The sequence below is a fragment of the Acinetobacter sp. WCHA29 genome (assembly GCF_002165335.1).
GTDB lineage: Bacteria > Pseudomonadota > Gammaproteobacteria > Pseudomonadales > Moraxellaceae > Acinetobacter.
Genome location: NZ_NHRQ01000010.1, coordinates 35,211 through 54,511, shown reverse-complemented (window position 1 = coordinate 54,511; position 19,301 = coordinate 35,211). Strand labels below are relative to the sequence as shown.

18 protein-coding genes and 2 pseudogenes are annotated in these 19,301 nt (G+C 39.4%); 14 read left to right on the top strand and 6 right to left on the bottom strand.

What is annotated here, in order from left to right; genetic code table 11:
* Complete coding sequence (gene pabC, locus CDG59_RS08665; RefSeq protein WP_005161148.1) at nt 1-813, bottom strand: aminodeoxychorismate lyase; 813 nt, start codon at nt 811-813, stop codon at nt 1-3.
* 403 nt (nt 814-1,216) lie between these two features.
* On the opposite strand from pabC, the gene CDG59_RS08660 reads away from it, so the two are divergent.
* The 6 genes from CDG59_RS08660 (at nt 1,217) to CDG59_RS08635 (ending at nt 6,734) form a co-directional block, all read left to right on the top strand.
* Nucleotides 1,217-2,224, top strand: a complete 1,008-nt coding sequence (locus tag CDG59_RS08660; RefSeq protein WP_087544849.1) for a sulfate ABC transporter substrate-binding protein — start codon at nt 1,217-1,219, stop codon at nt 2,222-2,224.
* Between the two features lie 31 nt (nt 2,225-2,255).
* Nucleotides 2,256-2,858, top strand: a complete 603-nt coding sequence (locus CDG59_RS08655) for an RBBP9/YdeN family alpha/beta hydrolase (RefSeq protein ID WP_087544848.1) — start codon at nt 2,256-2,258, stop codon at nt 2,856-2,858.
* Between the two features lie 90 nt (nt 2,859-2,948).
* Complete coding sequence (gene cysT, locus CDG59_RS08650; protein WP_005215272.1) at nt 2,949-3,782, top strand: sulfate ABC transporter permease subunit CysT; 834 nt, start codon at nt 2,949-2,951, stop codon at nt 3,780-3,782.
* Complete coding sequence (gene cysW, locus CDG59_RS08645) at nt 3,779-4,663, top strand: sulfate ABC transporter permease subunit CysW (RefSeq protein ID WP_087544846.1); 885 nt, start codon at nt 3,779-3,781, stop codon at nt 4,661-4,663. Before cysT ends, cysW begins: the two co-directional genes overlap by 4 nt.
* A gap of 11 nt (nt 4,664-4,674) precedes the next feature.
* Nucleotides 4,675-5,745, top strand: a complete 1,071-nt coding sequence (locus tag CDG59_RS08640; RefSeq protein ID WP_005161170.1) for a sulfate/molybdate ABC transporter ATP-binding protein — start codon at nt 4,675-4,677, stop codon at nt 5,743-5,745.
* 65 nt (nt 5,746-5,810) lie between these two features.
* Nucleotides 5,811-6,734 carry a CysB family HTH-type transcriptional regulator gene (locus CDG59_RS08635; protein ID WP_087544845.1) on the top strand — a complete coding sequence of 308 codons (924 nt, stop codon included), beginning with the start codon at nt 5,811-5,813 and terminating at the stop codon, nt 6,732-6,734.
* Between the two features lie 107 nt (nt 6,735-6,841).
* Here the strand turns inward: CDG59_RS08635 and carO are convergent, their stop codons facing one another.
* Nucleotides 6,842-7,594, bottom strand: coding sequence for an ornithine uptake porin CarO (carO, locus tag CDG59_RS08630; protein ID WP_087544843.1), 753 nt, complete (start codon nt 7,592-7,594; stop codon nt 6,842-6,844).
* Nucleotides 7,595-7,886: 292 nt separating this feature from the next.
* On the opposite strand from carO, the gene dapD reads away from it, so the two are divergent.
* From dapD to CDG59_RS08605, 6 genes and pseudogenes are all read left to right on the top strand, one after another.
* Entirely contained in the window at nt 7,887-8,708 is an 822-nt protein-coding gene (gene dapD, locus CDG59_RS08625; protein ID WP_004661218.1) for a 2,3,4,5-tetrahydropyridine-2,6-dicarboxylate N-succinyltransferase, read from the top strand.
* A gap of 116 nt (nt 8,709-8,824) precedes the next feature.
* Nucleotides 8,825-9,535, top strand: a complete 711-nt coding sequence (queE, locus tag CDG59_RS08620) for a 7-carboxy-7-deazaguanine synthase QueE (protein WP_087544842.1) — start codon at nt 8,825-8,827, stop codon at nt 9,533-9,535.
* Between the two features lie 77 nt (nt 9,536-9,612).
* Entirely contained in the window at nt 9,613-10,281 is a 669-nt protein-coding gene (gene queC, locus CDG59_RS08615; protein ID WP_205666456.1) for a 7-cyano-7-deazaguanine synthase QueC, read from the top strand.
* Nucleotides 10,282-10,311: 30 nt separating this feature from the next.
* On the top strand, nt 10,312-10,728 hold the full coding sequence (locus CDG59_RS08610; RefSeq protein ID WP_087544838.1) for a hypothetical protein: 417 nt from the start codon (nt 10,312-10,314) through the stop codon (nt 10,726-10,728).
* A 77-nt stretch (nt 10,729-10,805) separates the two neighbouring features.
* Nucleotides 10,806-10,962 (top strand): annotated as a pseudogene (locus tag CDG59_RS15760) (hypothetical protein); the annotation flags it as partial.
* The gene (locus tag CDG59_RS08605) at nt 10,955-11,419 is read left to right on the top strand and encodes a peroxiredoxin (RefSeq protein WP_087544836.1); all 465 of its coding nucleotides are present in this window, start codon (nt 10,955-10,957) and stop codon (nt 11,417-11,419) included. The pseudogene CDG59_RS15760 and the gene CDG59_RS08605, both read left to right, overlap by 8 nt.
* A gap of 104 nt (nt 11,420-11,523) precedes the next feature.
* On the opposite strand, the pseudogene CDG59_RS08600 reads toward CDG59_RS08605, so the two are convergent.
* Nucleotides 11,524-12,228 (bottom strand): annotated as a pseudogene (locus CDG59_RS08600) (IS5 family transposase).
* Nucleotides 12,229-12,437: 209 nt separating this feature from the next.
* The gene (locus CDG59_RS08595; protein ID WP_087544898.1) at nt 12,438-13,013 is read right to left on the bottom strand and encodes a nicotinate-nicotinamide nucleotide adenylyltransferase; all 576 of its coding nucleotides are present in this window, start codon (nt 13,011-13,013) and stop codon (nt 12,438-12,440) included.
* 108 nt (nt 13,014-13,121) lie between these two features.
* Here CDG59_RS08595 and CDG59_RS08590 point away from each other — a divergent pair, with 108 nt between their 5' ends.
* Nucleotides 13,122-13,922 (top strand): enoyl-CoA hydratase-related protein, encoded by an 801-nt coding sequence (locus CDG59_RS08590; protein WP_087544834.1) that lies wholly within the window; start codon nt 13,122-13,124, stop codon nt 13,920-13,922.
* Nucleotides 13,923-14,034: 112 nt separating this feature from the next.
* On the top strand, nt 14,035-14,796 hold the full coding sequence (locus CDG59_RS08585) for a nitroreductase family protein (RefSeq protein ID WP_087544832.1): 762 nt from the start codon (nt 14,035-14,037) through the stop codon (nt 14,794-14,796).
* On the opposite strand, the gene CDG59_RS08580 is transcribed toward CDG59_RS08585, so the two are convergent.
* Both CDG59_RS08580 and purL read right to left on the bottom strand, forming a co-directional pair.
* Nucleotides 14,797-15,111: an NGG1p interacting factor NIF3 gene (locus CDG59_RS08580; protein WP_087544897.1), complete on the bottom strand. Its 315-nt coding sequence runs from the start codon at nt 15,109-15,111 to the stop codon at nt 14,797-14,799. It abuts the gene before it with no gap.
* A 101-nt stretch (nt 15,112-15,212) separates the two neighbouring features.
* Nucleotides 15,213-19,043 carry a phosphoribosylformylglycinamidine synthase gene (gene purL / locus CDG59_RS08575; RefSeq protein WP_087544830.1) on the bottom strand — a complete coding sequence of 1,277 codons (3,831 nt, stop codon included), beginning with the start codon at nt 19,041-19,043 and terminating at the stop codon, nt 15,213-15,215.
* Nucleotides 19,044-19,301 lie beyond the last annotated feature (258 nt).

The window sequence follows — 19,301 nt, the reverse complement described above, 5'->3', positions numbered from 1 at the left end:
TTAATCAATCTGGCTAAGTTTCAATGTTTCAAATAAATCAAGGTAGGGTTGCTGCTCAAAAGCCCGACCATTAAATCGAATAACTGCTTTCATTGGATGTAAAGCATTGCAGAAAAATAGACTTTGAATACGTTCAATATCATTAATCTCTACACAACCTTGTTCACATTCAATATTCTGTTGCTTCATACGAGATAGAATCTTGGCTCGCATGACGCCGTGGACGCCATTATAACGAAGTTCTGGTGTAATCCATCGGTCATTTATACGAATAAAACAATTACTGCTCACCCCTTCTACAATATAACCTTGTACATCAGTTACCAATGCTTCAAGCCACCCCTGATGGTCAGCTTCCTGCTTTAATAACACTTGTTCTAAACGGTTTAATGTTTTTAAACCCACTAAATGCGGCATATTCAAACCTAGAGCATGATTGAGTACTCCACTCTCAATCCACTCTGGTTGAAAAACTTGCATGACTTTAGGGTAATACCAAACATAAACATCAGCAGCATGTAAAGGTAAGCTATATCCTCGATCTCCCTCACCTCGACTAATCACAATTTTTAAAGTGCCATTCAAGGTAAAATGCTGTTGTTGTAGTTGTGCTAAGGTTCTATCTACGACCGATAAATCCACATCAAGACTTAATCTTTGGCAAGCCAATGCCAAACGAGCAAAGTGTAATTGTTTTAGTTCAAACGTATCTTGAAAAATTCGCGCAGTGGTAAAGCAACCATCTCCATAATGAAAGGCTCGATCTAACAACGGAATCGAATCAATCAATTGTCCATTTTTATAACACTGCATGATCAAAAATTCAGTCTCCAACACATCGTCATCATACCCTGAAACCTAAGTTTGGCAAAAGCATGTACACAATCCACGCCTCATTCATCATGATCTAGAATCCAATCGTTTATTAACAACTCGAATTAGCACGGACTCTCTCAATATATTCAGGCATAATCTACCGAAACTCATTTTTAAATAAACATTCAATATGAATCAAATTCAACATTTTGTTTTATAGCTATATACAAAACAATTATCAGAAATTCAGCATAAGTTATCTCTTTTTTATATTTCTTTTTTATTCATATCAAATTCGATTTTAATTATTTTTTTTGCAAAAAAACTGGCGCTATGCTGCATCCATATTCCAAACAATGATTGAAGGTCTGCTGATAACAGATCGATTTAAGGGGTTTTTATGCGTTTTTCTCAAGTTAAAGTCGGTGTTATTGCCGCATTACTTTCAGTTTCTTCATTTGCGGCACAAGAATTTTTAAATGTGTCTTATGACCCAACTCGTGAGCTATATACAGATTTTAATAAGCAATTCGGTGCATTCTGGAAACAGCGTACAGGACAGGATATTGAGTTTAAGCAATCTCACGGTGGTTCAGGCAAACAAGCACGTGCCGTTATTGATGGTCTAAATGCTGATGTCGTAACACTAGCACTTGCTGCGGATATTGATGAAATCGCTGAAAATGCAAAATTACTTCCAGCTGATTGGCAGAAGAAACTACCAAATAACTCCACGCCTTACACCTCAACAATTGTTTTCCTTGTACGTAAAGGCAACCCAAAACAAATTAAAGATTGGGGTGATCTGGTTAAACCAGGTGTAGAAATTATTACACCAAATCCAAAAACATCAGGTGGCGCACGTTGGAACTATTTAGGTGCTTGGGCATGGGCAAAACACCAAAAAGGTGGTAACGATGCTAAGGCACAAGAATTTGTTCGCCAAATTTACAAACAAACCAAAGTACTTGATTCAGGTGCACGTGGCGCAACCACTACATTTGCTGAACGCGGCATCGGTGATGTTTTACTGGCTTGGGAAAATGAAGCATTCCTAGCAGTACGTGAACAACCGGGTAAATTTGAGATTGTTACACCGTCACTTTCAATTTTGGCTGAGCCTCCAGTTGCGGTTGTAGAAAAAAATGCTGAGAAAAAAGGTAATTCACAAATCGCTCGTGGCTATTTGAACTACTTATATTCTCCAGCGGGTCAGGAAATTGCAGCACGTAACTTCTATCGTCCTCGTAATGCAGCTGTTTTAAAGAAATATAGCGCCACTTTTAAACCTCTGAAGCTTGTCACGATCGATAAAGAGTTTGGTGGTTGGACCAAAGTACAAAAAACTCATTTTGATAATGGCGGTATTTTCGATCAAATCGTTAAGATCAACAGCACCACAAAATAATTTACTAATTAGGTAAATAAGGAGAGCGGACATGATTCATACCGTAATTGTTCCCGGTGTTGGCGGTAGCGAAGCACAGCATTGGCAGTCTTGGTTACAACAACAACTCGTGTCTAGCTCTCGCGTTCAACAAAAACATTGGGATCGTCCAGTATTAAGTGAATGGGTTGCCCAATTTGTCAAAACTGTTGCAGCTGTTAAAGCACCCATACAAATTGTTGCCCATAGCTTTGGCTGTTTAACCAGTGTTGCTGCACTTGCAGAACATCCAGAATTAAGCGCAAAGGTAAAGAACTTAGTTTTGGTTGCGCCTGCCAATCCTGCACGTTTTGGCGAGGCAGGCTTTGCTCGTCACAGTTTGACTGACTATAAACAATATTTTCATCAGCTCAATATTGATGTGCCAACCACCTTATTGATTAGTGAAAATGATCCTTGGTTAGGCTATTTCGATGCTTTACAACTGGCTCAAGCTTGGAAACTGACACCCATCAATTTGGGGCAAGTAGGTCATATTAATGTGGCATCTGGGTTTGGTCCTTTTCCAGACATCCTTAATTACATGTTGCCTGAAAAAAAACTGCAACCTGTAAATCGAATGCCTCAGACAAATTTTAATTTGAAATTTGCCTGACCGGTCGTTGAATTGGCGACTCTCCATCTTTTTAGTTTTAGCGTTATTTATTTGCTTGCTTTAGCAAACATTTCTCTTTGAGGAAATATCATGTCGCAGCGTTCCCGAGTGCTGCCTGGGTTTGGTCTCTCTTTAGGCTTTACCCTCGCATATGTATCTTTTATTGTGCTTATTCCGTTATCTGCTGTATTTATCAAATCTTTAGGGATTGGATGGGATGGGTTATGGGAAATTTTAACTTCAGAACGAATTTTAAAATCGTTACAACTCAGCTTTAGTGCCGCATTGATTGCGTCTTTAGTCAATGTGATCTTTGGCATACTACTGGCTTGGTGCTTGGTTCGTTATAATTTTCCAGGTAAAAGAATTGTCGATGCTTTAGTCGACCTACCTTTTGCTTTGCCCACTGCTGTCGCTGGGATTGCATTGACCTCGTTATATGCGCCTACAGGTTGGATCGGACAATATCTTGAACCACTTGGTATCCAAGTTGCCTATACACCGATTGGGATTACGCTTGCCTTAATCTTTATTGGCTTGCCGTTTGTGGTGCGTACCGTACAACCTGTTTTGAGCGACATTGAAACTGAATTAGAAGAAGCAGCTTCTGCACTCGGTGCAAATCGTTGGCAAACCATTACTAAAATCATTTTACCCATCCTATTCCCTGCACTATTAACAGGCTTTGCTTTGGCATTTGCTCGTGGTGTCGGTGAATATGGCTCAGTTATTTTTATTGCAGGTAACCAACCCTATAAGACTGAAATTGCCCCCCTCATGATCATCTCTCGTTTAGAAGAATATGATTATGCTGGAGCGACCACGATTGCTGTCGTCATGCTTGTTCTCTCTTTTGCCATCTTATTTTTAATTAATTTAGTACAAGCATGGGCAAGCCGTCGTACAGGGAGAACTGCACAATGAGTTTAAATACCAATAGCAATGCTTTAGCCGTGAAGTTGCAGTCGCGTGATTCAACCCGTGAACCAACATGGGTACGTTATACCTTAATTAGCATTGCACTGATTTTCTTCTTAAGTTGCTTGATGCTGCCACTCATTTTGGTTTTTGTTGAAGCATTTAAACAAGGTCTTTCAGTTTACATCAATGCCTTAACTGATTCAGACACACTGTCAGCAGTCAAACTAACCTTACTGACAGCAGCGATTGCTGTGCCGATTAATGTGGTTTTTGGTGTTGCGGCAGCTTGGGCTGTAGCTAAGTTCCAGTTCCGTGGCAAAGCCATCTTGACCACCATTATTGATATGCCATTTTCAGTCTCCCCTGTAATTGCAGGTTTAATGTTGGTTCTGATTTTTGGTTCACAAGGTTGGGTTGGCGGTTGGTTAATGGATCACGATATTAAAATCCTGTATGCCGTACCTGCCATTGTTTTAGCCACAATTTTTATTACAGTTCCTTTTGTTGCTCGTGAATTAATTCCACTCATGGAAGCACAAGGGACCGAAGAAGAAGAAGCTGCGATTGTACTCGGTGCTTCAGGTTGGCAAACCTTTTGGAAAGTGACCCTACCAAATATTAAATGGGGTTTGATTTACGGTGTGATTCTGTGTAATGCCCGTGCAATGGGAGAATTTGGTGCGGTGTCTGTGGTTTCAGGACACATCCGCGGTGAAACCAATACCCTGCCGTTACACGTCGAGATTCTTTATAACGAATATACCTTTAGTGCTGCATTTGCTGTGTCTTCGTTACTGGCATTTTTAGCGATTATTACATTGATCTTGAAAACTTGGTTAGAAATACGCCAAGACCAAGCAAATGAACATCAACCGAATCACTAAGGAATGAACACATGAGTATTCAAGTTAAAAATATTGAAAAACACTTCGGTGCATTCCATGCACTCAAAAATATCTCTTTAGACTTTCCTGAAGGTGAATTAGTTGCTTTGCTTGGTCCTTCAGGCTGTGGAAAAACAACATTATTACGCATCATTGCGGGTTTAGAATCTGCTGATCATGGTCAAGTTTTACTTGAAGGCGAAGATGCGACCAATATCCATGTTCGTGAACGTCAAGTCGGTTTTGTATTTCAGCACTATGCCTTATTCCGCCATATGACTGTGTTTGATAATATTGCTTTTGGTTTACGCGTTCGCCCACGTGCAACTCGTCCATCAGAAGCCGAAATTAAAAAACGTGTCACGCGCTTATTAGATTTGGTTCAACTTGGATTCTTAGCTGATCGTTACCCTGCTCAACTTTCAGGTGGACAACGTCAACGTATTGCACTAGCACGCGCTCTTGCAGTAGAACCACGTGTTTTGTTACTCGATGAGCCTTTTGGCGCACTAGATGCCAAAGTTCGTAAAGAATTACGCCGTTGGTTACGAACCTTACATGATGAACTACATATCACATCTATTTTTGTTACACATGACCAAGAAGAGGCTTTGGAAGTCGCAGACCAAATTATTGTCATGAATAAAGGTGATGTTGAACAAATTGGTTCACCTCGTGAAGTTTATGAAAAACCAGCAACCCCCTTTGTTTTTGATTTCTTAGGTCAAGCAAATCGTTTTGAAGGCGAACATACTAGCGGTATCATCCGCATTGGTGATGATCGAATCCAACTACCAACCTCATTAGAAGCACCGCAAGGAAAAGTGATTGCATTTGCACGACCAAATGAATTACATATTCATACCCGTCCCCAAGCGAATACGATTGAGGCAACGTTTATACGTGAAGTCTGGATTGCGGGCAAAGTGATTGCGGAATTACAAGATCGCAGTGGACGTACCATTGAGATTTTACTTAGTGTAGAAGAAGCAAATTTACATCAATTTAGACCGAATCAAACCGTCTGGATTAGTGCAGCTCAACTTCATTTATTTGCAGACCAAACGACTCAAGTTGCTTAGAATAATATCTTGAGGGCGATTAAATAAGTTTGATCGTTCCTCATCTTTTATGTGGAAAAATTATTATGAACTTTCAACAACTCAGAATTATTCGAGAAACTGTTCGCCAAAACTTTAATTTAACTGAAGCTTCTGCGGCACTTTATACCTCCCAATCTGGTGTCAGTAAGCACATTAAAGATTTAGAAGATGAATTAGGTGTACAACTCTTTGTACGTAAAGGTAAACGTTTACTTGGTTTGACTGAACCAGGTCAATCGTTATTAAGCATTGTGGAGCGTATGTTAGTTGATGCTGACAATATTAAACGTCTCGCAGATGATTTTAATAAAGTTGATGAGGGGACATTAACGATTGCAACAACGCATACCCAAGCACGGTATGTTCTTCCACCGATTGTGAATCAGTTTAAAAAATTATTCCCAAAAGTACATTTGGTTTTACAACAAGCGAGTCCTGTTGAAATCGCAGAAATGCTACTCCAAGGTGAAGCAGATATTGGTATCGCAACTGAATCTTTGACGACGGAAGAGAACTTAGTTAGCGTACCTTATTATGAATGGCATCATAGTATCATTACACCTAAAGACCACCCGTTGACTAAATTAGATAAAATTAGTTTAGATGTCTTGGCCGAATATCCATTGATTACATATCATGGCGGCTTTACTGGACGCTCTAAAATCGATAAGGCATTTGAAGATGCTCATATACATGCCGATATCGTGATGTCCGCCTTAGATGCCGACGTCATTAAAACCTATGTTGAACTCAATATGGGGGTGGGTATTGTCAATGATGTCGCGTATGACACAGACAAAGATTATCGCTTAGAACAATTAAAAACTGATGTTTTTGGAGTGAATACAACATGGATTGCTGTGCGTAAAGGGCATCTTTTACGTGGCTATAGTTATGAGTTTATTTCTTTATGTTCCCCAAAAACAAACATCAAAGAACTTAAAAAAGTGGCTTATCCCGAAGAATAAATCAAACAAAATGAATGGCTTTACTACTATTAGCCATTTATTCCAACCTAAAATCTGAGCATAAAAAAACGAGCTTAGCGCTCGTTTTTTTATGCAGAGTTGGTAGATTAGAACTTAAAGCTCACACCCACTTTAGCCACTGGCAACCATTCATAGCGACTCTTATTCGCAATTTTGTCTTGCTCATCAGCAACTGCCTGATTAATCGGCTTAGCTCCGTTAACACCTTTTAAGTTGTAATCATCAAGTTTTACGTCAGGGTTACCTGTGTAGTAAGCACCAACTTCACCAAACAAACCAATATTTTTATACACTGGTGCATTCAAACCTAAACCGACATAAGGCGCGATGTTATTTTTATATGACATTTTGCCACGTACACCACCCTCTTGCCCAGGATTAACAACTTCATAATCATTGTTGTCAATTGTTAAAGTACGACCTGCTGATGTACGTTTCTGAAGATCATAATCATTATCAAGATACCCAACACCTGCTGCTACATAAAGCGAACGAGCGAACACATTTTGACTCGTACCCCATGGATAAAGTTCAGCATTTAAATATGTGTTGTTATTCTCCATATCAAGATCATATTTGGTGCCATCAATTTTGACATCATCAGACCATGAAATATCGCCACCATTGTAACCAAGGCTTAAACCTACATATGGATTAACACGATAAGAAATTGCACCACCATAACCTGTAGTACCCACTTCAGCACGAACTGAAACTGGATCTAAGTATGAAGAAAACGTAGAACCTGATTCCTTCACAACTTGTTCATCTGCTGCTAAAGCAGAACCTGCAATCGCTGTTAATGCACCTGCAGCTAAAATAACGCGCAAAGCTTTCATTGAAGTCTCCTCAAAAAATACTTTTATCTAATGTATAGTTGTTACTGTAATAAAATCTTAAAAGAATGATTGATATCTTTTTATACAGAAACTGATTACTTTCTGTTATTTTTTGATACAAATTAAGGATAATTGTATATTTCAAAATAATGGATAAAAAACAATTAAATCCGAATTTAGTACAATTTTATTGCTTAATTTTAAAACACTTTATTGTAACGACTTTTTTCAAAGATTCTTGTATCAAATTAGTGTAAAATCTCGGAAATTTATTTTTGGAAGAATGAAGATCATGTCTCAGCTTTCTACAATCATTGAACAAGCCTTTGAAGACCGTGCAAACTACAGTGCAGCAGATTGCCCTACTGAAATTCGTCAAGCTGTTGAAGAGGCGCTAACAGGTTTAGACAATGGTACACTTCGTGTCGCTGAAAAAATCGATGGTGAGTGGGTTGTTCACCAATGGCTAAAAAAAGCTGTTTTACTTTCATTCAAACTGAATGACAACCAGCCAATCGAAGCATGTGATCTACAGTTTTATGACAAGGTTGCAACAAAATATTCAGGTTGGACTGAAGAACAATTTAAAGCTGCTGGTGTCCGTGTTGTACCACCTGCTGTTGCTCGTCGTGGTAGCTTCCAAGCGAAAAATGTAGTATTGATGCCATCGTATGTCAACATCGGTGCATATGTTGATGAAGGCACTATGGTTGATACTTGGGCAACTGTTGGTTCATGTGCTCAAATCGGTAAAAACGTTCATTTATCTGGTGGTGTTGGTATCGGTGGTGTACTCGAACCATTACAAGCAAATCCAACGATTATTGAAGACAACTGCTTCATCGGTGCTCGTTCAGAAATCGTTGAAGGTGTGATTGTTGAAGAAGGTTCAGTGATTTCAATGGGCGTATTCATTGGTCAATCAACTAAAATCTTTGATCGTGAAACAGGTGAGATTCACTATGGTCGCGTACCAGCAGGTTCAGTCGTTGTTGCAGGTAGCCTTCCATCGAAATGTGGTACTTACAGCCTTTATGCTGCAATTATTGTGAAAAAAGTAGATGCGAAAACACGTGCAAAAACTAGCTTGAACGATTTATTACGTGCAGACTAATTTATAACGTTTCTCGGAGTTTCATCGCTCCTCGTCTCTACGATCAGCTATGGTCGTAGAGATTTTGTTTTTTATGTACTTGCTGCTTATGTAGCAATTGTTTGTGGTAACTATTTATGGCTTCCTTACGTTCTTCTGCAATTCCTGTATCTGATCCTGCGGCTGGTTTACGTATTACCGAGATCTTCTATTCTTTGCAAGGCGAAGCGAATACTTTTGGTTTACCGACCGTTTTTATTCGTTTAACGGGTTGTCCTTTACGTTGTAGTTATTGTGATACGACTTATTCATTTGAAGGTGGTGAACGTTTATCCCTTGAACAGATTATCGAAACAGCAAGCCAACATAAAACACCTTATATCTGTGTGACAGGTGGCGAACCGCTTGCACAACCAAACTGTCTGATTTTATTACAACGTCTTTGTGATCTTGGATTTGAAGTTTCACTTGAAACCAGCGGTGCTTTAGATGTATCGAAAGTTGACCCTCGTGTTTCCAAAGTGTTGGATTTAAAAACACCAACGTCAAAAGAAGAGCATCGTAATCTATATAGTAATCTTGACCATCTCACCCCACATGACCAGATTAAATTTGTGATTTGTAATCGTGCTGACTATGAGTGGTCAAAACAGCAACTTGAACAATTTCAGTTGCAAGATAAAGTAAGTACAGTATGGTTTTCACCAGCCTTTGCTATCGAAAAAGGAGCTGTCGGATTGCCCGCCTTGGCGCGTGACTTAGCTCAATGGATTTTAAATGACCATCTCCCTGTTCGCTTCCAATTACAGTTACATAAGCTGTTATGGAATGATGAATCTGGTCGTTAAAATACTCAACATATCCGTTCTGCAAAATAGATCGGCTTTTATCAAATTTACTTTTAGGTTGAATCATGGAAAATAATATGCGTTCCCGCGCCATCGTATTATTGTCTGGTGGCTTGGACTCAACAACCTGTCTTGCCTGGGCGCAAGCACGCTATGAATGTATTGCCATCAGTTTTATGTATGGGCAACGCTCAACCACCGAACTTGATGCAGCCAAAGCACTCGCACAACGTGCAGGTGTAGAACATCGTGTGATTAATATTGATTTAGGCAATTTTGGCGGCTCTGCGCTTACAGATCATAACATTGATGTACCTGAACAATTACAAGAAGGGATTCCTGTAACTTATGTTCCAGCACGTAACACAATTTTTCTATCCTATGCTCTTGCAGCAGCTGAGGTATTTGACGCTGAAGCCATTGTTATTGGTGTCAATGCTGTTGATTATTCAGGATATCCAGATTGTCGCCCAGAATTTATTGACGCTTTTGCCAATCTTGCAAGACTTGCAACCAAAGCTGGTGTTGAAGGAAAACCTCTTAAAATTGAAACACCTCTGTTACATTTATCCAAAGCGAATATTATACGCTTAGGTATCGAACATGGCGTAGACTATAGCCAAACGGTATCCTGCTATCAGGCAGATGCTCAAGGACGTGCATGTGGCAAATGCGACAGTTGTCGTTTACGTCAGCAAGGTTTTATCGAAGCAGGTGTCGCGGATCCTACGCGCTATGCGGAATAAACGATATAAGGTAAAAATTAGGTACATTATATGAAGTTTTCTAAATCAAATATTATTCTTTCAACAATGATGTCAGCTGCGGCTCTCTTTGCTACAGCATCTCATGCAGCTGATAATCCATTACAAGCAGCATATAAAAGTACCAATGTAAAATCTGCATTGATTAACGTCTGTAAGGAACAAACCACTAAAGGTGGCAAGTTATCAGCTGCGGAAGTGAGTAAATTTTGTGGTTGCCAAATTGATGCTCAAGGGAAAGTAACTGAAGCTCAAAAATGGGAAATTCAAAGCGCAATCAATGCGAAGAAAAGCCCAAGTTCTTTAGCATTTGTACAGCAACAAAATAAAGAATTACAAGCTTGCCTAGGTGCACCACTGGTGTCTAAGCTTGAAAAGTTAACTGAGGAAGCAATGAAAGCTGCTCAGCAACAAGCTCCTAAAAAGTAAGCTTGTATTGTTCAGATTAAAGCCTGCATAAATGCAGGCTTTTTTGTAGGCTCTGTTAAACTTTCCTTTATGTTGAAGAGGATGGAAAATTCCATACCATTGTGATTGACAGGACAAGGTTTTAACAAAGCAATTCCTATACGTCACGGTGAAATTGTTTATCATGAAGAATATGCTTTTTTACCACTTGAACTAGATCACGCTAAGCTTTATAGAAGGAATAAAAATGTCTGAGAATATTGAATTACCGAATCATACTTTTTCAACTACACAAGGTGAAGTCAATCTTGCTGAGTTAGGCAGCGAATGGCTTGTCATTTATTTCTACCCTAAAGATTCAACCCCAGGTTGTACGACTCAAGCCATTGGATTTTCGTGTTTAAAAGATCAATTTCAAGGATTAAATTGTCAAATTTTTGGAGTCTCTAGAGATTCTGTTAAAGCACATCAAAATTTCACGGAAAAACAAGCGCTCACAATTGATTTAATTAGTGATAAAGAAGAAGTGTTATGCAAACATTTTGATGTCATCAAAGAAAAAAATATGTATGGCAAACAAGTCATGGGCATTGAGCGTTCAACTTTTATTTTTCACAACAAACAGTTAGTGAAAAGCTATCGCAAAGTTAAAGCTGCTGGTCATGCTGAACAAGTATTGGAAGATCTAAAAGCATTACAAGGCACTTCATAATGTTGAGTAAAAAAGCGAGTTGTGTACTCGCTTTTTTGTTATGGGTAAATTGCCCGCTGCCTATACCTTAGCGTATGATAAAAAGATTAGGGTCTGTTGACATTTCATAATGGCAACCAGATGTATATGCAAGCTAAAGCAAGCGCATTTTCATAATTACGTTTTAGCTTGTCATATCGACTTGCTATTACTCTAAATTGCTTCAATCTTGCAAAAGTATTTTCTACTAAGTGCCTAATTTTATATAGATTCCAGTCAATATGATTATTATTGGACTGAGTATTTGGCTTTCGGGGGATATTGACTTTTGTATTCGTCGCGCTGATTTGCTCTCGTAGTGGTTCAGAATCATAACCCTTATCTGCACATAAGGCATCAGTTTCTTCCAAATCTAATTTTTCAACTAGCTCAGGCGCAACTTTAACATCATGTGTTGTTCCATTCGTGATGATAATTTCAATTGGATTACCATGAGAATCAACGGCTAAATGTATTTTTGAACTATTCCCACCAATGCTTTTTGATATAAATTGATCTTTTAATCCAGCAGAGTGTTGATGTGCTCTGATATGAGAGCCATCAATAAAAATCCACTCTTTATCTGTATGTTTACTGATTAATTTAAATATTTTCATCAGCTTATTGTGTTTAGACCAACGACTATATTTTTTGAATATCGAATTTGAATTACCAAAATCTGGTGGTAAGTCTCGCCACGGGCAAACTGTTCTAATTCGATAAAGTATGGTTTCAATAAAATTTCTAAGATTTCATTTGAGATAAATATCAAAATTACGCATAAGGAGCATCGCTCCGCAAGATTCTAACTTTGACTAGTGTTGATCATTCGGCATTGTACGAGGCATAGCGAGTGGTGAATTTGGTTTGACGATTAAATTTTACTTACTCGCTATTTTTTATACAGCAAATCTCAACAGACCCTATTTTATCCATCAAAAACACACGAATCTTTCCATATTCGTGTTTTCATCGATTTTCTGCTTAAAAAACTAAAATCTTAAAAACATTCATCCAAATTACTTTTATCACCCGCAAGATATTTATGCTGCAATTCCACATAGACTTTTGTATTTTTAAATTCAGTCAGAAATTCAATCGTGCCTTTAGGGAAAAATTCAGTTTGAATCTCTCCCCGATAATAGGCTTCTCGCATAGGCGTGGCTGAAATAGAATCTTTTAAACTATCCAACTCAACCATCTGCCATTCTGGAAATAAAGCTAAATAATATGAAGATTCATCTTTGAAGTGACCAATCAAACCTACTTTTGCATTTGGCTGAACCACTTGATTGACCAATGTTTTGACTTGTTTGACCCATTTTTCATCGTTATACACATCAACCACATGCACGAAATGAATCCGTTTCTGCTCATCTTCTGAAAAATTAGACAGAATCATTTGCTCACGTTCATGGGCTAAAAATGGGTTTTTGATATTCCGTTCTGCTTGCGCTGAACCCAATGCCAAGATCACGTTCTGACTTTGTTGTAATGCAATTTCAATGGTTTGTAGATGCGCTAAATGAAAAGGCTGAAAGCGTCCAATAAAAACAAGATAGTCAAATGTGTACATAGGCGTAATTTCACTTTTTGTGAACTCATCAGTTGCGCCATTTAGGTAAATATGCGACATAATGAGGACACTTAAAAAATCAATCTGGATTAAAGCAAGGATAGTACGATGACACTTAGCTGTATTCAACAACCTCATCAACATTTGCAAGCAAATTTAGAAGATGGCGTACTCACCTTAGCCATTAACCGTTCAGAAGCAAAGAATGCACTTTACGGCGAACTTTATCTATGGATTGCAAAAGCATTAGATGAAGCTGATACAAATAAAGATGTACGTGTTGTTATTTTCCGTGGTGCAGAACAAGATTTTACTGCGGGTAATGACATGAAAGATTTCATGGGCTTTATGCAGAAGCCATATGAAGGCAAAGCGGGTGATCAGCCTCCATTTGTATTATTAAAAGCTGCGGCTCGTTTTTCTAAACCACTGATTATTGGAGTGAAAGGCGTAGCGATTGGTATTGGTGTAACAATCTTATTACATGCTGATATCGTATTTGCAGACAATACTGCCCTATTCCAAATTCCATTCGTAAGCCTAGGCCTTTCTCCTGAAGGTGCTGCGAGCCGTTTATTGGTCAAACAAGCAGGCTATCAGAAAGCGGCTGAATTATTATTCACAGCGAAGAAATTTGATGCTGCAACAGCAGTAAAAGCAAATCTCGTGAATGATGTCGTTGAAGATGTTTATGCAACCGCACAACAAACAGCTCAACATTTAGCAGCATTACCTTTAGCGTCTCTAAAACAAAGTAAAGCGCTAATGAAAAAAGACTTAGCTGAAATTATTGCTTGTGTCGATGAAGAAGCTGAAATCTTTATGCAACGTGTCCGCTCACCTGAAATGATGGAAGCGGTACAGGCCTTTATGCAAAAGCGTAAACCTGATTTTTCCCAGTTCAATTAATGAGGTAATCACTCATTAATGAAAAAAAACCACTTCATTGCAAAATCGAAGTGGTTTTTTTATTGAACGTCCCAATATAAATATAAAATAACTTTAGGATGACACTTTCCTCATGTCAGAACACACACAAACTGAAAAGAAACGTTATTACGAAGCCGCGCCACAGGACATTGATGTTGAAAATTTCCGTAAGGTGATTGAAAGCCGCCGTTCAGTACGTAAGTTCACGGATAAACCGATTCCAAGTGAGATTTTAGATGAATGTTTAGATTTGGCACTGCTTGCACCCAACTCATCAAACTTACAGCCATGGACATTCTATGTGGTGCAAAATCCAAGTAAGAAAAAGCAACTGGTTAAAGCATGCTTAGGACAGCTTGCTGCTAAAACTGCATCAGAATTGATCGTATGCGTGGCGCGTACAGATCGTGTTGATGAAATGGCAAAACGAAATATTAGCGAATTTCCATTTCCTGAAGCCCCTGCAATGGTACAAAAATATTACCGTTTTATCCCCTACAACTATAAAACAGGTTATTTCAATGCATTAGGTAACTTCAAAAAAGTTGCATTTAAAGTAGCCCGTACACTTGATAAACAACTTCCTGTGACTGCATTTAACCCTGCCGATGCTAAATTATGGGCAACTAAAACCACTGCTTTAGCATGTGAAAATTTGGTATTGGCTTTACGTGCCTATGGTTTTGACAGTTGTATGATGGAAGGTTTTGATGAGCCTTTAGTTTGTAAAATTTTAAAATTAAATGATCAACAGCATCCTGTCATGGTGATTGGTGCAGGTGAACGGGCTACAGATGGTGTGTTCTTCCCGCAGTATCGTTTTGATCGTGATTTATTTATTCAAAAAGTATAATTATTCAATATCTAATATTTGAATAAACTCAAAGGCAGGCTCTTCATAAGGATGGCTTGCCTTTAATACCTTTGCCACAACACTGGCTTTATCTTCAGGCACAATGGTTTCTACACGCCACTCTTCAAGCTGTTCTAGTTCGTCTAATTGTCCTAAAAATGGATTTGCACCTTTAATAGGTTTAAATTGCCCTATTCCTTTCACTTGCCAAGCACAATGTTCATAATTACCAATACTACCTGCTCCTGCTTCAAAAATAGCAAGTTTGGTTAATTCAATGTGTGATTCAGGCACGTAATAAATCAGTTTTAGCATATTCTTTTTGATTTCATTGTTCTTGCTCATTCATCGTTATTTTATATTGAATCCAAGAATAAAATAAGCCACCTGACGGTGGCTTATTTTTTTATTTCATATTAACCAATGAACTTACGTGCGTTGCGGAACATACGCAACCAAGCACCATCTTCAGCCCAATCTTCAGGCTTCCAAGAATGTTGTAAAGCACGGAAGTTACGCTCTGGGTGTGGCATCATTACTGTTGCACGACCATCTTTAGAAGTTTGTCCTGTAATCGCTTCAGGTGAACCATTCGGGTTCAATGGATAGTGCTGAGTTGGATTACCCAAGCTATCTACATAACGCAAGATCACTTGATTCTCTGCATTTAAAGCAGCAAGTTGCTGTTCAGTTGCAACCAAACGACCTTCACCATGCGCCACTGCGATTGGTAAAATCGAACCTTGCATATCTTCAAGCAATACAGAAACCGATTTTTCTACGCGAACATTAACAGCACGCGCTTCAAATACTTCTGAGGTATTGCGGTGGAAACGACCCCAATGCTCTGCACCTGGAATTAATGGTGCAAGTTGTGACATCATTTGACAGCCGTTACATACACCTAAGCTGAAAGTGCTCTCACGATGGAAGAACTGTTCGAACTGATCACGTAATTTCGGGTTGAACAATACTGATTTCGCCCAGCCACCACCAGCACCCATTACGTCACCGTATGAGAAGCCACCACAAGCCACTAAACCTTCAAAATCGCTCAAGCTGACACGACCTGCAAGTAAGTCACTCATGTGTACGTCGATGGTATTGAAGCCAACTTTGTCAAAAGCTGCTGCCATTTCCACATGACCGTTCACACCTTGCTCACGCAAGATTGCCATGTTTGGACGACGTGTATTGATAAACGGCGCTTCAACTGGCTCATTTAAGTCATATGTCGGTTGTGCAATTAAACCTTTGTGGTTTTGATCTGCAATTAAGGCAAATTCTTGATCAGCTGTTTCAACGTTGTCACGTAAACGTTGGATCTGATGTGATACTTCAGCCCAAGCTTGTTGTAATTCAGCACGCTCAAGCGTTAAACCATTTACAACAAGTTGATCAGTTGTATTCACACGACCAACAACAGCAATTGCATCTTTAAGACTTGATGCTGCAACTTCAACTTCTAACTGCACCCAATCAGCAGCCGTAATTTGAAGTACTGCACCAATTTCTTCTGCAAATAAGCTTTCAGTTGTTTGATTTTCTAATGCTACACCTAAGCGTGAAGCAAACATCATTTCAGCAACAGTCGCCAATAAACCGCCATCACCGATGTCATGGTAAGCTTTAATTACGCCACGATTGTTCCAGTCTTGAATCAAGGCAAAGAATGCTTTGAAGTCATCGAAACTATCCACATCAGGTGTCACTGAACCAATCGCTTTATACACTTGTGCAAGGATCGAACCGCCTAAACGGAATTGACCTTTCGACAAATCAATACGAACCAGTACTGAGTCTTCTAAATTCTTGAGTTCAGGTGTTAATGTTTTACGTACATCTAAAACTGGTGCAAATGCAGTGATCACACCAGTCATTGGCGAAGTAACGGCTTTGTCTTCACCATCGTTCCAAGTGGTACGCATTGAAAGTGAATCTTTACCGACAGGAATGGCAATGCCTAAAGCAGGACACATTTCCATACCAATCGCTTTCACACCTTCAAACAAGGCTTGATCTTCACCTTTTTGACCAGCCGCAGCCATCCAGTTTGCAGAAAGCTTGATATCACTAATTTGTTCGATGTTAGCACAGGCAATATTGGTAATTGCTTCCGCAACCGCTAAACGAGCCGATGCTGCTGGATTTAACAATGCCACAGGTGGACGTTCGCCCATCGCCATTGCTTCACCAGTGAAGCCTTGTAAGCTTGTCGTCGTTACTGCTGCATCTGCAACAGGAATCTGCCAACGACCAACCATTTGATCACGCGCAACCATACCTGTAATCGAACGGTCACCAATGGTGATCAAGAATGACTTAGACGCAACTGTAGGATTTTTCAATACACGGAAAATCGCATCTTTCAAATCAACTTTTGATGCATCAAAGTCGTTACCTTTACGTTCAATCGTTTCATACGAACGTTGCATACGTGGTGTACCACCCAACATGACTTGCATTGGGATATCGACTGCATTGTTTTCAAATAACGGATCTTCAACAGTCAAATGACGTGCTTCAGTCGCTTCACCAAGTACTGCAAACGGACAACGCTCACGTGCACAAATTTCTTCAAACTGTTCTAAAGATTCTGGACGAATCGCTAACACATAACGTTCTTGCGCTTCATTTGACCAGATTTCCATCGGGCTCATGCCTGGCTCTAAAGATGGAATCTTACGCAGGTTCAATACAGCACCTAACTCGTGATCATTCACTAGTTCAGGCATCGCATTTGATAGACCACCCGCACCCACGTCGTGTACAGACACGATTGGATTAAAGTCTTCTAAGCGCCAGCATGTATCAATGACTTCTTGGCAACGGCGTTCCATTTCTGGGTTTTCACGTTGTACTGAAGCAAAGTCTAAGCTTTCACCCATGGTACCGCTATCTACAGATGATGCAGCACCACCACCAAGACCGATTAACATGGCAGGACCACCCAATACAATCAGCAAGTCACCTGGTTGAATCGCATCTTTTTCAACGTGGTCAGGACGAATGTTACCGTAACCACCAGCAATCATAATTGGCTTATGGAAGCCTTTAACTTCACCATTCACATTCTGTTCGAAGGTACGGAAATAACCATTCAATGCAGGACGACCAAACTCGTTGTTAAACGCAGCACCACCCAATGGACCTTCAATCATGATTTGTAATGGCGATGCCATACGCGAAGGTTTACCGTAGTTATCTTCCCAAGGTTGTTCAAAACCAGGGATATTTAAGTTTGAAACCGTAAAGCCAGTTAAACCTGCTTTTGGTTTACCACCACGACCTGTTGCACCTTCATCACGGATTTCACCGCCCGAACCTGTTGCAGCACCTGCAAATGGAGCAATTGCAGTTGGATGGTTGTGTGTTTCAACCTTCATCAAGATATGAGCAGCTTGGCTCTTATATTTATAAACGAAGTGACCATTTTCATCCGCTTTCGGATAAAAACGCATGGTGTCATAACCCACAATGACAGAGGCGTTATCTTTATACGCCGACAATACATCTGTTGGAGATTCTTTATAGGTATTCTTAATCATTTGGAACAATGATAATGGTTGTTTTTCACCATCAATTGTCCATTCAGAACCAAAGATTTTATGACGACAGTGTTCAGAGTTCGCCTGAGCAAACATCATTAACTCGATGTCATTTGGATTACGACCCAGCTTTGTAAATGCTTCGGTTAAGTAATCAATTTCTTGCTCAGATAAAGCAAAGCCAAACTCATTATTCGCTTTAACTAACGCTTCTTTACCTTGGCTCAAAATATCAATTGAGTTCAATGGTTTCGGCGCTGTTTCTAAGAATAAAGCTTTTGCATCATCAATTTGAGCAAAAACACTCTCTGTCATACGGTCATGTAATGCCAATTTCACTTCATTCGAAATCTCTTTCACACCTTTCAGTGTAAATAGCAGACCACGTTCTAAACGGTGAATAGGTGTATTACAGTTTTGGAAAATATCAGTTGCTTTAGACGACCACGGCGAGATTGTCCCTACACGCGGTGTGACTAAAATCTGGATTTCATCACTTGCAGCTTGGCGAAGTTCGAAAGATTGACCATCGTTTAAAAGTTGTAATGCCGATTGATGTTGCTGCTCGTTGAGCGCTTGATCAAACAAATAAACCCACTGGCTGTCAAAAGATTGAACAGAACTCATTGACGCTAAACGGTTTAAGAGTTGAGCTTTCTTAAAAGAAGAATGTGCTGATGCACCGGCCACGATAAACATGTTGACTTTGGCTCCACGGGCGGGTCTAACGAACCTACCACAATGTGACTTATGAGAGAGCGCATATTCTACTGTGTCTTGCTCAAATCAGCTAGATGCAGCGCAATGATTTATCGCTGCTTTATTTCGTCAAAATTATTGTAATTTCATAAATAAAGTGATTTTTCGCTGTCGTCATCAAATCTACTTACATTTCTATTGATCGGACAATACAGCAATAAGACAAACTATGTCGCCCTACGCTAGTGCTTTAATCTT

What these genes read in the sequence shown, in the direction of transcription:
- pabC (WP_005161148.1), bottom strand. Translation starts at nt 813, where the DNA reads ATGCAGTGTTATAAAAATGGACAATTGATTGATTCGATTCCGTTGTTA.
- CDG59_RS08660 (WP_087544849.1), top strand. Translation starts at nt 1,217, where the DNA reads ATGCGTTTTTCTCAAGTTAAAGTCGGTGTTATTGCCGCATTACTTTCA.
- CDG59_RS08655 (WP_087544848.1), top strand. Translation starts at nt 2,256, where the DNA reads ATGATTCATACCGTAATTGTTCCCGGTGTTGGCGGTAGCGAAGCACAG.
- cysT (WP_005215272.1), top strand. Translation starts at nt 2,949, where the DNA reads ATGTCGCAGCGTTCCCGAGTGCTGCCTGGGTTTGGTCTCTCTTTAGGC.
- cysW (WP_087544846.1), top strand. Translation starts at nt 3,779, where the DNA reads ATGAGTTTAAATACCAATAGCAATGCTTTAGCCGTGAAGTTGCAGTCG.
- CDG59_RS08640 (WP_005161170.1), top strand. Translation starts at nt 4,675, where the DNA reads ATGAGTATTCAAGTTAAAAATATTGAAAAACACTTCGGTGCATTCCAT.
- CDG59_RS08635 (WP_087544845.1), top strand. Translation starts at nt 5,811, where the DNA reads ATGAACTTTCAACAACTCAGAATTATTCGAGAAACTGTTCGCCAAAAC.
- carO (WP_087544843.1), bottom strand. Translation starts at nt 7,594, where the DNA reads ATGAAAGCTTTGCGCGTTATTTTAGCTGCAGGTGCATTAACAGCGATT.
- dapD (WP_004661218.1), top strand. Translation starts at nt 7,887, where the DNA reads ATGTCTCAGCTTTCTACAATCATTGAACAAGCCTTTGAAGACCGTGCA.
- queE (WP_087544842.1), top strand. Translation starts at nt 8,825, where the DNA reads ATGGCTTCCTTACGTTCTTCTGCAATTCCTGTATCTGATCCTGCGGCT.
- queC (WP_205666456.1), top strand. Translation starts at nt 9,613, where the DNA reads ATGCGTTCCCGCGCCATCGTATTATTGTCTGGTGGCTTGGACTCAACA.
- CDG59_RS08610 (WP_087544838.1), top strand. Translation starts at nt 10,312, where the DNA reads ATGAAGTTTTCTAAATCAAATATTATTCTTTCAACAATGATGTCAGCT.
- CDG59_RS08605 (WP_087544836.1), top strand. Translation starts at nt 10,955, where the DNA reads ATGTCTGAGAATATTGAATTACCGAATCATACTTTTTCAACTACACAA.
- CDG59_RS08595 (WP_087544898.1), bottom strand. Translation starts at nt 13,013, where the DNA reads ATGTACACATTTGACTATCTTGTTTTTATTGGACGCTTTCAGCCTTTT.
- CDG59_RS08590 (WP_087544834.1), top strand. Translation starts at nt 13,122, where the DNA reads ATGACACTTAGCTGTATTCAACAACCTCATCAACATTTGCAAGCAAAT.
- CDG59_RS08585 (WP_087544832.1), top strand. Translation starts at nt 14,035, where the DNA reads ATGTCAGAACACACACAAACTGAAAAGAAACGTTATTACGAAGCCGCG.
- CDG59_RS08580 (WP_087544897.1), bottom strand. Translation starts at nt 15,111, where the DNA reads ATGCTAAAACTGATTTATTACGTGCCTGAATCACACATTGAATTAACC.
- purL (WP_087544830.1), bottom strand. Translation starts at nt 19,043, where the DNA reads ATGTTTATCGTGGCCGGTGCATCAGCACATTCTTCTTTTAAGAAAGCT.